10 protein-coding genes, 2 tRNA genes and 1 other annotated feature are annotated in these 13,079 nt (G+C 48.5%); of the genes, 11 read left to right on the forward strand and 1 reads right to left on the reverse strand.

Features of this window, described 5'->3' with window-relative positions; all coding sequences use genetic code 11:
* Positions 1–48: 48 nt before the first annotated feature.
* From B9D94_RS05705 to B9D94_RS05720, 4 genes are all read left to right on the forward strand, one after another.
* Positions 49–1,554 carry a leucyl aminopeptidase gene (locus tag B9D94_RS05705; RefSeq protein WP_231888249.1) on the forward strand — a complete coding sequence of 502 codons (1,506 nt, stop codon included), beginning with the start codon at positions 49–51 and terminating at the stop codon, positions 1,552–1,554.
* A 104-nt stretch (positions 1,555–1,658) separates the two neighbouring features.
* Positions 1,659–2,624: an aldolase catalytic domain-containing protein gene (locus tag B9D94_RS05710; RefSeq protein WP_006212240.1), complete on the forward strand. Its 966-nt coding sequence runs from the start codon at positions 1,659–1,661 to the stop codon at positions 2,622–2,624.
* A 177-nt stretch (positions 2,625–2,801) separates the two neighbouring features.
* Positions 2,802–2,875: transfer RNA gene (locus B9D94_RS05715), tRNA-Pro, on the forward strand.
* Between the two features lie 77 nt (positions 2,876–2,952).
* A tRNA-Gly gene (locus tag B9D94_RS05720) sits at positions 2,953–3,023 on the forward strand.
* Positions 3,024–3,114: 91 nt separating this feature from the next.
* Here B9D94_RS05720 and B9D94_RS05725 read toward each other — a convergent pair.
* Positions 3,115–3,393: a site-specific integrase gene (locus tag B9D94_RS05725; protein ID WP_040680958.1), complete on the reverse strand. Its 279-nt coding sequence runs from the start codon at positions 3,391–3,393 to the stop codon at positions 3,115–3,117.
* A gap of 522 nt (positions 3,394–3,915) precedes the next feature.
* Here B9D94_RS05725 and B9D94_RS05730 point away from each other — a divergent pair.
* The 7 genes from B9D94_RS05730 to pheT all read left to right on the forward strand — a co-directional run bounded on the left by B9D94_RS05730 (position 3,916) and on the right by pheT (position 13,001).
* A complete protein-coding gene (locus B9D94_RS05730; protein WP_148246594.1) occupies positions 3,916–4,707 on the forward strand; it encodes a DUF4183 domain-containing protein in 792 nt (263 codons plus the stop codon).
* Positions 4,708–4,836: 129 nt separating this feature from the next.
* Positions 4,837–5,121, forward strand: coding sequence for a DUF4183 domain-containing protein (locus B9D94_RS05735; protein ID WP_006212237.1), 285 nt, complete (start codon positions 4,837–4,839; stop codon positions 5,119–5,121).
* A gap of 121 nt (positions 5,122–5,242) precedes the next feature.
* Positions 5,243–5,470, forward strand: a complete 228-nt coding sequence (locus tag B9D94_RS05740; RefSeq protein WP_148246595.1) for a YolD-like family protein — start codon at positions 5,243–5,245, stop codon at positions 5,468–5,470.
* A gap of 346 nt (positions 5,471–5,816) precedes the next feature.
* On the forward strand, positions 5,817–6,374 hold the full coding sequence (locus B9D94_RS05745) for a pyruvate kinase (RefSeq protein WP_148246596.1): 558 nt from the start codon (positions 5,817–5,819) through the stop codon (positions 6,372–6,374).
* 795 nt (positions 6,375–7,169) lie between these two features.
* Positions 7,170–9,041, forward strand: coding sequence for a ribosomal protection-like ABC-F family protein (gene abc-f / locus B9D94_RS05750; RefSeq protein ID WP_148246597.1), 1,872 nt, complete (start codon positions 7,170–7,172; stop codon positions 9,039–9,041).
* Positions 9,042–9,144: 103 nt separating this feature from the next.
* Positions 9,145–9,420: a binding site (T-box leader), on the forward strand.
* A 66-nt stretch (positions 9,421–9,486) separates the two neighbouring features.
* The gene (gene pheS, locus B9D94_RS05755) at positions 9,487–10,521 is read left to right on the forward strand and encodes a phenylalanine--tRNA ligase subunit alpha (RefSeq protein WP_148246598.1); all 1,035 of its coding nucleotides are present in this window, start codon (positions 9,487–9,489) and stop codon (positions 10,519–10,521) included.
* 29 nt (positions 10,522–10,550) lie between these two features.
* A complete protein-coding gene (gene pheT / locus B9D94_RS05760; RefSeq protein ID WP_006212230.1) occupies positions 10,551–13,001 on the forward strand; it encodes a phenylalanine--tRNA ligase subunit beta in 2,451 nt (816 codons plus the stop codon).
* Positions 13,002–13,079: the final 78 nt, after the last annotated feature.

Raw genomic sequence — 13,079 nt, forward strand, 5'->3', positions numbered from 1 at the left:
CGAGAGCAGCTGTTCCGATGGAATGGCTTTTTCTTTTTGGGAGGATCCATGATGAAATGGACAATAGAGAGTGGCCTAACCCCTCAACATATTCATTGTGATGCCATATTTGTTCCCGTTACAAAAACACAAACAGTGGAGGGCGGTATTTCTGAATTTTGGGATCCGCTGCTGAAGGACTTGGAGGATAGTCGTTTGTTTGACGGCACTCCTCATCGGACATTCGTATGGCCGGAAAGTTTCCGTGGCAGAACGCGACTGCTCCTGTTTATAGGGTGTCCCGAAGGCATCCTGACAGCTGAACAGCTGCGGTTAGTAGCGGCTCAAGCGGCGAAGATCGGCACTAAATCAGGTATACGCAGTGCTGCGATTCAAATTCCGCGAACGATGGTCAGCAGCATGGCTGAACAGACGCCTCGGGATGCTGCGCAGGCATTAACGGAAGGTTTTATCCTCGGAAGCTATCGAAAGTCTCAGTATAAGCGTGATGCTTCTGAACGAACGGAGATTGATGAAATCGTCTATTATATGAAGGAAAAAATGGACCCAGCATTTGAAGCACATTGGGCAGAAGGTGTGTCTCGAGGCGTAGCGGTTGGGGAAGGAACCTGTCTGGCACGTGATTTAACGAATCTGCCTGGCAATATGCTCGTACCGGATGATCTAGCCGGAAAAGCCCTTCAGCTAGCCGAGAGGTACGGTATGGAAGCTCAGATATTGGACGAGCAGGAACTCGAGGAGAAGGGCATGGGCGGGCTACTGGCCGTAGGTAAGGGCAGCATCCATCCCCCGCGCATGATCGTGATTCGTTATCAGGGGCTGAATACGTGGAATGATGTGATCGGCCTGATTGGCAAGGGGGTCACGTTTGATACGGGTGGTGTGTCCCTGAAGCGGGCGTCCGGGATGGAGGATATGATTAGCGATATGGGCGGAGCAGCTACGGTGCTGGGCGTAATGGAAGCGCTGGGACGGATTCGCCCGAAGGCCAATGTGGTGATGGTGATCCCGTCTGCCGAGAATGTGATGAGCGGCAGCGCTTATAAACCCGGAGATATCATTACTACGCTGAGCGGACGTACTATCGAAGTGCTCAATACGGATGCAGAGGGCCGTATTGTTCTTGCGGATGGAGTAACGTATGCCAAGGAGCTTGGTGCGACGCGCTTGATCGATGTTGCCACATTGACCGGGGCGGTTGTTTCGACGCTTGGAGACGTAGCTACAGGGGCAGTTACCAATGATGAGGCCTTTCTGGAGGAGCTGATTGCCTCTTCCCGGAGGGCAGGTGAGAAAATTTGGCCGCTGCCGTCTTATCCCGAATTCTGGGATAAATTGAAGAGCCAGGTAGCGGATATACGAAATCAAGCCGGTCGCGACGCCGGAACGATAACGGGTGGTCTTTTTGTGGGCACATTCGCTGATGGACTGCCATGGGTGCATTTTGATATTGCAGGAACAGCGTACTTGTCCAAGGAGAGGGGAGTCGATCCCAGAGGGGGGACCGGCGTGCTCGTTCGTACCATCACCGACTGGATATGCAGGCAGTCGTGATTTCCTTTACAAAAACGTGCGCCCTGGAGGACAGTTGTGCTTTACTTTTCAACCGGCATTCAAGTATGATGAAGAGAAAATTGCCGAGAGGAGTTTAGCTTAGAATGATTAAGAGCAGCCAGACAAAAATTGTAGACTGTACCATTCGCGACGGCGGACTGGTGAACAATTGGGATTTTAGTGTGGAATTCGTACAAAATTTATATGCAGGCCTGAATGAGGCTGGCGTGGACTATATGGAAATCGGTTATAAAAATTCTCCTAAGCTCTTGAAGGGTGCGGATCAAGCCGGTCCTTGGCGTTTTCTGGATGATGAGTTCCTGAGAGAAGTCATTCCTCATAAAGGCAAAACCAAACTGTCTGCCCTTGTGGATATCGGCCGCGTGGACGAAGACGATATTTTGCCGCGCGAGGAAAGTCTGCTGGATCTGATCCGCGTAGCTTGTTACATTAAAGATGTGGATAAAGCGCTGGCGCTGGTTCAGACCTTCCACGATCGGGGTTATGAGACTACGCTTAACATTATGGCGCTTTCCAATGTGATGGAGAATGAGCTGCTGGAAGCTTTTGAGATGATCAGGGAAAGCGTCGTGGATGTGGTATACATCGTTGATTCTTACGGAAGCCTTGATCATAAGGACATGGAATACCTGGTTAATAAATTTAAGACACATCTGCCGAATAAGCGCCTTGGCGTTCATACCCATAACAACATGCAGCTGGCATTCTCCAATACTCTGGTTGCTGCCGACCTTGGGGTTGAGCTGCTGGATGCGTCCGTGTACGGAATGGGACGTGCGGCTGGCAACTGTCCGACCGAGCTGCTGGTTACCCATTTGAAAGGGACCAAGTACGAGCTGCGTCCGGTTCTGGATATTATCGAGCGTTACATGATTCCTCTGCGCGAGAAAGAGGAGTGGGGCTACATTATGCCCTACATGATCACAGGTACGCTGGACGAACATCCACGCTCCGCTATGGCTCTTCGCGCTTCGGATGATAAGGATAAAATCGTGGATTTTTATGATAAATTGACGACGCCGGAAGTAACTTTCGACAAGAACAAATAAGGATGCTCCTGGCATCACGTTATGTTCTCACGGTTAAAACAAGGCAGCATCTTTCCCTCGCGGAAGGATGCTGTTTGTTTGCTTTCGTTGTTCATATTAATTTCCATAAAATACATGTTGAAATTATACTTTCAGCGTGGTATATTTATTTTTGTCTTCAAAAGACAACATCATCATCGGGACGTAGCTCAGCTTGGTAGAGCACCTGGTTTGGGACCAGGGGGTCGCATGTTCAAATCGTGTCGTCCCGATTCGCTTACGTTTTAGGACCTCGCAAAAGTAATCAGAATATGCCCCGAAGCATAGCGTCACTTTTGTAGGTTAATATGCGGGTGTAGTTCAATGGTAGAACTCCAGCCTTCCAAGCTGGTAGCGTGGGTTCGATTCCCATCACCCGCTTAGCTTTAAGAAATGCTTGAAACCCTTGTGCCACAAGGGTTTTTTGTTTGCCCTTTTTTCGACATACGACTTTCTATATAAGGGGGCATGATTAGGGGGCAAGTTTGATCCATTTTGGATTCAGCTCCTCTAACTGGTCAGCTACAGACCGATTAATGGCTTCAGATCTATGTATGTAAATGTTGGCCCTCGTGTCCATCTTCGTATGTTGCAATCTCTCCTGTATGGTTTTGAGATCCATGCCGCACTCTCGCAGCAGCATCTTCTTGACGTCACCCTCGATCTTATTTCCTTCTTCGTCCAGCGTGATTTGTTTCACGATCCATATCGCAGACCTCTCATGATCAACGTCAGGCCATTCTACTGCCAACAATTCCCCCGCCTAAAGCCTCCAAGGATTGCCCCGGTAAAAATACAGCCGCCAGTGAGCAGGGAGGGTATAGAGGGCTGTCAGGAGCTTCACTTCCTCTTGTTTTGTATAGGCGTGTTTTCTTGATTGAATCAGTATCCGGATCTAATCTCTGAGATATAGCTCTTTCCTTGAAATTAGGATCAAAAAACTCCAATTGTTTTTTCTTGAGAAATATCAGTAATGTTGGTCTCCGGAGATGAAGTAGAAGGTTGATGAACTCAGTTAAGAATGGGCTCAAGGAAGTAATTCTGATCGGAAAATTGGATTGGGGCGGTTGTGAGTAAGGGCGCTGATTCTTAGAGTCATTTCTTAGGTATAACGAACTGGGATCCCCCTAATAATAACGCCTAATTTTTATCTCGGAATGGTTCCGGTTTGTTTGATACAAGTTATTCGTCCACCCCCAAAATGTGCATTTGACATATAGATATGATCATACACACAGTCATGAAGTCTAAGGGAAGGAGGCGTAAATGAAGGATGGCAGCTAAACGTAAGTACAAATGTTTAAAGGCAAAAAGAAAATACAAATATACCAAAAGAATTAAAAAAACAGTTTTTCGTAAGAAACCCCTTTGTAAGAGGCGGTTATCAATGTGGTGTTTATTAAATAGAAGAAAGCAAAATCTTCAAGCTGCAATTGATCAGCAAGCCTTACAAGCTGCAATACAGGAAGTTAAATCCGAAATGAAGGCTGAGTTAGATAAATGGTGTGAAATGCAGAGATCGCTAAGCCAGCCAGGTATTCAAGGGATTTCAGGTCCGCAAGGGATACAAGGTATTCCGGGAGCTCGAGGAGAACGAGGGATTGATGGATCTGAGGGTCCCCCAGGAATACAAGGCCTTCCGGGATTACAAGGAATACAAGGAGAGATAGGTCCTCAAGGAATACAAGGAGAGATAGGTCCTCGAGGAATACAAGGAGAGATAGGTCCTCAAGGCCCTCCTGGACCTGTAGTAATTCCAGAAGTTACCATCTCGCCTACGACAAACCGTTATTTTTATCAACCGGAAACAGATTTGGATTTAACCATGTCGGTTACAATTCCAGCCAGTTTTTTCACCAACGATTTGGGGGCTCCAGTTGCGGATTTCTCAGCACTCGACCCCAATAGTTTTAACAATCTTTATATAAATGGAATTCTTCAGCCGGGTAATTCGTATGATGTAAACCCTACCAGCTTATTATTTCCGGCACAAAGCACCATAATCTATGCGGGAACCCCTATCGTTTTAGAAGCAGTACAGCTAACGGCGAATGTTACTGTCTAGTAATTTTTAGAAGAATGCCCTCACTTCTCCCGAACCCTCTGCATTTATTGTACAAGAGGATCAGGCATGTTTTCTAAGTTTTTGCTTGAAAATCTGTATGAGTCTCAAGAATGAAGGGAGGCGATGAAAATGCCAATAGTACCACCGTATCAAAACAGTAGAAGATTCACTGCTACAGCGGGTGCTGGAACGGGAACAGGAACAACATTCGCGATTGCAGCAACAGCGTTTATCAATGATGCAGGAACAGCTGCCACGGTATTTCCGAGTACGTTCAACTATTACAACCTTTATGTGAATGGTATAATGCAAACGGCTGACGTTTCTTCTGTTACAACAACGACGATTACCATCCCTGATGGCGACACGTTAGATCCTGGAACTCCACTTATAGTTCAATTCGTTGTCTCTTAATTCATGCTGGTTTTCAAAGAAAGACCTGCTCTGATTTTTAAACGAGTAGGTCTTTTCTCTGATTTCAAACCAAAGGGGAATTTTGATCCTTCCCGGATGCGTTGTCGGTACTACTAAATCAATGGATAACGAACATCGAACCCTGACCATAAGGCTGTTTGATGAATATGAAAATACGGAGTTAACAGGGATTGTCGTTCTGATCCACACGTTTAGACGAGAGATCAAATTGTCCATGGCTGAAGGTGAATGTCATTGGATTAAGATCGATGAAATTGAAAATAAATTACGAAGGCCCCACCTTCATTTTGAAGTGCCCCCCTTTTTGTGGACCGTTTGTCGCCTTTGACAGAAGAACAAGCTTTGAATTATTTGAAAAGCAGCACATAATGAGGTTTGGGCAACCTATCAAAATGATGCTAAAGATCTTGCAATGAGAGCTGGACAAAGTTTCTTTACTGGACCTGAAAGTCATCGTGCAAACGGATATAATGAGACCTACTACTATTACCATTACCATGGAGGAAAAGATACTAGTCGCCAGATTGGTCATATCTTTTACGGAACAGCAGGTAGCTTGGGGCTTCAAAAAAGAAAACAAGTTAATCTACAAAGGATAAGTTCTTACTCTAGTACCTTCTTAATATTATTCAAAACACGGATTCATTAATTCTAAATAATAAGAGGTTTATAAAATGCAAATAGATATCCAAAAACTTTATGATAAGTATATGACTTTAGACATTCCCAACCCTTTTAATTTAGAACAGATCGATAAGATTCTAAAAGATAAATATTTTGCTGTAGAAACGGATCTTGAAAATTTTTCAGGACTAAGATGTGACCCTTACGAGAATTTTGATGAAGCAGTTAAAGCATATAGTTTTAGAGATAAAAGGGGTATTAAGGAACTTTTTAAACTTAATTCGGAAGAATATGATGAATCTTTAGTCCCTAATGGAATTAACTTAACTGTGAATTCAAAAGATAATATGTATATTTCAGGTGGAACCGAGATAGGTGGCTCTAATTTGTTATCTATTGAAACAGCAATTTTTTTTGGAATTGATAAGGAAGAAATGACACTGGGCAATGAGCGATTCGAAGACTATTTGGTTGCTCTATATTTGGCTGGATATATACAATTCGAAAATGATACAATATTAGAAGAGGTTTACAAGCGATATAGGGATAGCTACTTGTTAGAATATTATGGTCCTTCCAGTGGTCGTGGAGGAGAGAAATTGTATTAATGCAATGTTAACCCATGGATATGTACAAAATTGTAGGATAGCCGATTCAAGTCAATTCAGATAATTGATTCGCGTTCATTCTTTTATCGACATAAATGCCTTTAGGTATTTGTATCTTGGTCTTTGATTACTTCTATTTCTGCTTTCATGCATCGAAGATGTCGTAACTCAGCGTTGGTTATCACACCAATAATTATGGTACCCCCGATAATGATTCCAATAAAGGTAAACATTATGCCCTATGAATAAGATCAAACAACTCGATCATTATTCTTCACCGTCTTTACCTTTTTGCCTAAGTAAGTGTACACAAATGGAACGAAGTAACCAATTGCCACTAATGACTTTCGCAGATGCCCCTTTTACATCCTAGGATTATCTGTTATAATGGCGATAATTTCATTCCAAGAATGCGAGGTAACCCAGTCCAATGAAGTAAGACACCCTTTTCTCTAAACAACTGCATGTGGTTTTGCAGGCGTTTCTCTACGGCGGTAGAGGAGAGATTTGGTGTGTCTGAAAAATGTGACCGGGGTACCTCTTTTTGTTGTGTAGAAACGGTGCTCTTATGTAATAAAATCACATATACGGAACGAACTTACAGCTTTCGCTAACGGCCCGTGTTATCGAGTTTATCTCCATAACCGTCAAGGCTGGCTTGGAATGAACAGCCGAACGTTAGTGGCTGCTTGCTGTAGATCGTCCCGTCTTCAGCTCCATCATCCTCTTTAAACATCCGCTGCAGGCTAACGCTTGCGGTTTTTTTATGTTTTCCAAGAGAGAGGATGAGGTTATATGACCATGATTTTAAAAGCAAAAGATATAAGTATGGAACTGCAAGGAAGGCCGCTGTTTGAAGGAATTCAGTTTGAGGTTGCGGAAGGCGAACGGATCGCGCTGTACGGACGGAATGGTACTGGTAAAACGACGCTGTTCTCCATCTTGGCAGGCGAGCTCGAACCGACCTCGGGCGTAGTGGAGACGATTCTGCCGAGGGAGCGCTGGGGCTGGCTCAGGCAGCAGGATGAGCCGGATGAGGGAAGCATGAGTGCAATCGATACGGTGCGAAGCCGCAGTCATGCTTCGCTCTGGGAGTTGAAGCTTGGGCTTGCCGGTGTAGAGCGGCTGATGAATAGCGGGAACAATGAGAGCATGGAACAACTGCTGGAGCAGTACGGAAATCTGCTAGAGCGCTTCGAGTCCCAGAACGGGTTCCAATGGGAAACCGAGGTGGAGAAAGCTATGACGATGCTGGGAATCGGGCCAGAGGTGTGGCCTGTTCCCTACCGCGAACTCAGCGGAGGACAGAAGACGAAGGTTATGCTGTCGGCCCTGCTGGTATCCGCTCCGAAATTTCTCCTGCTCGACGAGCCAACGAACCATTTGGATAATGAAAGCCTGGTCTGGCTGGAGCAGTGGCTGGTATCGTCCTATAAGGGGACCGTGTTATTTGTGTCTCACGACAGGGAGTTTATCGACCGGGTGGCAACCTCCGTATGCGAGTTGACACCAGACGAACTCAGGCGTTACCGGGGAGGTTATACGGATTACCGCCGGGAAAAAGAACGGGAGCTGCGCGAGCAGGAGACGCTTTATCGCAAGCAGGAGCTGGCGCGCAAGGCGCTGGAGGAGTCGATCCGCAGGTACGAGGAGTGGTTCCATAAAGCGCATGATGCGGCCGGGGACGTCAGTGACGTCAAGATAACCGCCAGCTTCTACAAAGCGAAGGCGAAGAAAAACATCTCGCGATATCACGCCAAGGAGAAGGCACTGGAACGGCTTGAAGCCGAACGGGTAGATAAGCCGCGCAGCGGTCCCAAGCTGAACATGGAGCTGGAGGGGGAAGCTTTTGGTGGTCGCACGCTTCTCCAGGTGAAGGATGTAGGTTTTGGATATGGGGAAACCCGTCTTTTTGATAAGCTGACCTTCTATTTAAACCGAGGCGACCGGTTGGCCGTAAGGGGACCTAACGGAAGCGGCAAAACGACGCTGCTCAAGCTGCTGCTGGGAGAGATCGATCCGCAGGAGGGACGGATCACACAGAATCCTTCAATCCGGATCGGCTATTTCTCACAGGAGCTTGAAGGGCTTGAGCCCGAAACCACACTGCTGGACAGCCTGCTTGTCATACCGGGCATGACGGAGAGCCGTGCACGCACGCTGCTCGGTTCGTTCCTTTTCCGAAGGGACGATGTATTTAAGAAGATGGGGCAGCTGAGCATGGGGGAGAAGTGCAGAACGGCTTTTCTCAAGTTATATTTCAGCGGAGCCCATCTGCTTGTTCTGGATGAACCCTCGAATTACTTGGATGTGGATACCCGCGAGGTAATTGAACAGGTGCTCGTGAACTTTCCGGGTGCGATTGCGCTTGTATCCCATGACCGGTATCTGGTGCGCCAAATCGCCAACCGGCTGCTGACACTGAAGCCTGGTGAAGCTCCGGTATGGTTTGAGGGGAGCGTGGACGAGGAGGAAGAGCAGGCCTCTCGCATTGGTGTCATCAAGGGGGACACAGAGAAAGATAACCGCCGTATGGCGCTTGAATACCGGGTTCAGGAATTGCTGGGCCTATCAACCGACGAGATAGAGGCGGGGGAAGAGGCGAACTGGCTTGCTGAAATCAGAGCACTTCGGGCTGAGCTAGCCAATCTTCAAGCGGATAAATAAGCGTTGTTGACTAAAATCGAGCCGATAGGGTTAAAATGGGGGAAATGAAACTTGCCATATCCCGCAAGGTTGCATATAATAAACCCTATATATTTGTATAAGACAAAATGCGTCGATGGAGAAAAGTAGCTAGTGCCTCTTTACAGGGAAGAGATACCATGGATTGAGAGTGTCTCTCAAAGAATCAGGCTGGCGAAGTTCGCTCCGGAGCAGTTCCTTGAACACGGCATGCTGCCGGTCAGTAGGGGATAACGGGTCCGATTCGTTACGTCGGTCAAGTGAGCATGATAAGCCATATCCAATCCAAGGGTACAATGGTCTTGGCAAGGATAGGATGGCATGTTAACAAGGGTGGTACCACGGTCTCTTCGTCCCTTTTCGGGAGGAGAGGCCTTTTTTGTTTTCAGTACAATGATGGAGTTTACAAAGGGGTGTGCGAATAGCCATGAAGGAAAAATTAGAAGCATTGAAGCAGGAAGCATTGGCGCAATTGCAGGATGTCAACGATCCGCAGCAGCTGAACGATTTACGGGTGAAATACCTTGGCAAAAAAGGTGCCCTGACTGAAATACTGCGCGGAATGGGCGCGCTGAGCGCAGAGGAGCGTCCTGTCATTGGCCAGGTGGCCAACGATGTGCGCGGTGCGATTGAGGAAGTCATCTCCAGCAAGCAGGAGGCCTTCCAGCAGCAGGAAACCGAAGAGCGTCTGCGTGCGGAGAAGGTGGATGTAACCCTTCCGGGACGCAAGCTCACCCAAGGCGCGGCTCATCCGCTCAGCAAGGTCATTCAGGATATCGAGGATATTTTCATCGGTATGGGCTACCGCATAGCGGAAGGTCCGGAGGTGGAGACGGACTACTTCAACTTCGAGGCATTGAATCTGCCGAAGAATCATCCGGCGCGCGACATGCAGGATTCCTTCTATTTGACGGAGGATTTGCTGATGCGTACGCAGACATCCCCGGTGCAAGCCCGGACGATGCTGTCAATGCAAGGGAAGGCGCCTGTCAAAATCATCTGCCCGGGACGCGTATTCCGCCGGGACGACGATGACGCGACCCATTCATTCCAGTTCCATCAAATCGAGGGACTGGTGATCGGTGAGAACATTCGCATGAGTGACTTGAAAGGAACGCTGCTGCAATTCGTGCAGGAGATGTTCGGCGATAACACGCAGATTCGACTGCGTCCAAGCTTCTTTCCTTTCACCGAGCCGAGCGCGGAAGTGGATGTATCCTGCGTGAAATGCGGGGGCAGTGGCTGTCGCGTATGCAAGCAAACGGGCTGGCTTGAGATTTTAGGCTGCGGAATGGTTCATCCGAAGGTGCTTGAGATGGGCGGCTATGACTCTGAGAAGTACAGCGGATTTGCATTCGGTATGGGCGTTGAGCGGATTGCCATGCTGAAATACGGTGTGGATGATATCCGTCATTTCTTCAACAACGATGCAGCATTCTTGAATCAATTCACGCGGATCTAATTTAAACGATAAAGGGAAGTGAACAGACAATGAGAGTATCAACCGATTGGTTGTCCGATTATATTTCGCTCGAAGGTGTGACCTCGGAGGATTTAGCGAGCCGTATTACATCAGCCGGTATTGAAATCGATGTGATCGAGAAACGGAATCAGGGCATTAACAAAGTTGTCGTAGGCTACGTCAAGAGTAAGGAGAAGCATCCTGATGCAGATAAGCTGAATGTGTGCATCGTGGATGCCGGTCAGGAGGAAGATATCCAGATCGTTTGCGGAGCAAAAAATGTGGATGCCGGCCAGAAAGTGCCCGTAGCGCTTGTAGGCGCGAAGCTTCCCGGCGGCATGGATATCAAGAAAGCCAAGCTGCGCGGTGTTCTTTCCCAAGGTATGATCTGTTCGGCCAAGGAGCTTGGCATGAACGACAAGCTGCTGCCCAAGGAGCTGCAGGAAGGGATTCTCGTTCTTCCGGCTGAAACCGAGATCGGTAAGCCGATAGTGGACGTGCTGGGTCTGAACGATGAGATTCTGGAGCTGGATCTGACGCCGAACCGTTCCGATTGCCTGAGTATGCTGGGCGCAGCATATGAAGTGAGTGCTATTCTGGGACGTGAACTGAGCCTTCCAAACCCTGAGAAAGAAGTGATGGAAGTTCATGATACAGCTGCGGATCATATCTCGGTTACAATCGGTGCAGCTGAGCAGTGCAGCCATTATGCTGCGCGCTATATTACCGGAGTAAGAATCGCGCCTTCCCCACTGTGGATGCAGAACCGATTGATGGCAGCGGGCGTGCGGCCGATCAACAATATCGTGGATATTACAAACTATGTCATGCTTGAATATGGCCAGCCGCTGCATGCTTTTGATGCGGACCACTTGAAGGACGGCGCGGTTCATGTACGAATGGCTGAAGCCGGTGAAACGATGGTAACGCTGGACGGAGCAGAGCGTCGTCTGGAGCCGCATATGCTGGTTATTACAGCCGGTGGAAAACCTGTAGCTCTGGCAGGCGTTATGGGCGGCCTGGACTCCGAAGTAACGGACGGTACGGTGAATATTCTCCTCGAATCGGCTAAATTCGATGGCGGTACCGTTCGCAAAACATCCCGTCAGCTCGGCTTGCGTTCGGAAGCAAGCTCGCGCTTCGAGAAGGAAGTGGATCCAGCGGCAGTCATACCTGCGCTGAACCGTGCAGCGGCGTTGATGGCGAAATATGCCGACGGTGCCGTACATCAGGGGATTGTCGAGGCAGGCAGCGCTCATGCCGAGCCGACCGTTATCACGTTGTCGCTGGAGAAGCTCAACCGGTATCTGGGCACGGAGCTGTCTCTGCTTGAGGTAAAAACCATTTTCTCGAGATTGCATTTCCCGAGCGGTGATGCAGGCCAAGGATTGGTGGATGTTCAGGTGCCGTCCCGCCGCGGCGATATCGTGCTGGATGTGGACTTGATTGAAGAGGTTGCCCGCTTGTATGGATACGACAACATTCCGACAACGGCGATTGAAGGTCCGACAACACCGGGCTCCTTGACAAAAGCGCAGGCTATTCGCCGCTCGCTTCGCCGGCTGCTGACACATAGCGGCTTCCAGGAGGTTCTGGGGTATTCATTCATTCATCCGCAGCAAGCGGAAATGTTTACTTCTCTTGCGTCAGAAGGCACGGCAGTTAAGCTTGCCATGCCGATGAGTGAGGACCGCAGCGTGCTTCGCACCAGCCTGCTGCCACAGCTGCTGGATATCGCTGTGTATAACCATAACCGCAAACAGCCGGATCTGGCCCTGTTTGAAATAGGGAACTTGTTTCATACGTTAGAGGAGACGCTGACGAAGCAGCCGCTGGAGCGTCCGGTTCTCGGCTTGCTCATGACAGGCCGTAAAGGAAACAAGCAGTGGAATGTGCAGCCTGCCAAAGTGGACTTCTTCGATCTGAAGGGAGCGCTTGAGACGGTACTCGACTATCTTGGAATACGCGTTGAGGACATCACTTACGTGGCAAATAGCCCGGAAGGATTCCATCCTGGACGCTCCGCTTCAGTATATACGGGTCAAGGCGAGAACCAGCAGCTGCTTGGTGTACTGGGACAAATTCATCCGAAGACGCAGCAAGAGCTGGATTTGGAAGATACCTATGCTGCCGAAATCCTGCTTGAGCCGTTGTATGATTTGACCAATGCCCGCGTCGCTTATCGCGATCTGCCTAGATTCCCGGGAATGGAGCGCGATCTTGCCATCGTGGTCGATGAGCAGGTTGAAGCCGGCTCCCTGATTCAAGTCATCAAGGAGAATGCAGGCGAGCTGCTGCAGCAAATTCAGGTGTTTGATGTCTTCACCGGCAGCAAGCTTGGGGAAGGCAAGAAGAGTGTTGCCATCTCCTTGACGTATCGTCATCAGGAACGGACGTTGACGGACGAAGAGGTTGCCGAGGTTACCGAAAAAGCAGTCTCAGCGCTCCAGCAAACTTTTGGCGCAGAATTAAGAAAATAGCAGGAATTGTGAACGCCCGCATCGAATCCATTACATCAGAGATTCGATGCGGGCTTTTTTGCTCTAAATGGAACTGGG

Origin of the sequence: Paenibacillus sp. Cedars, assembly GCF_003184205.1 — a bacterium.
In the GTDB taxonomy this organism is placed as follows: Bacteria; Bacillota; Bacilli; order Paenibacillales; family Paenibacillaceae; genus Paenibacillus_AQ; species Paenibacillus_AQ glucanolyticus.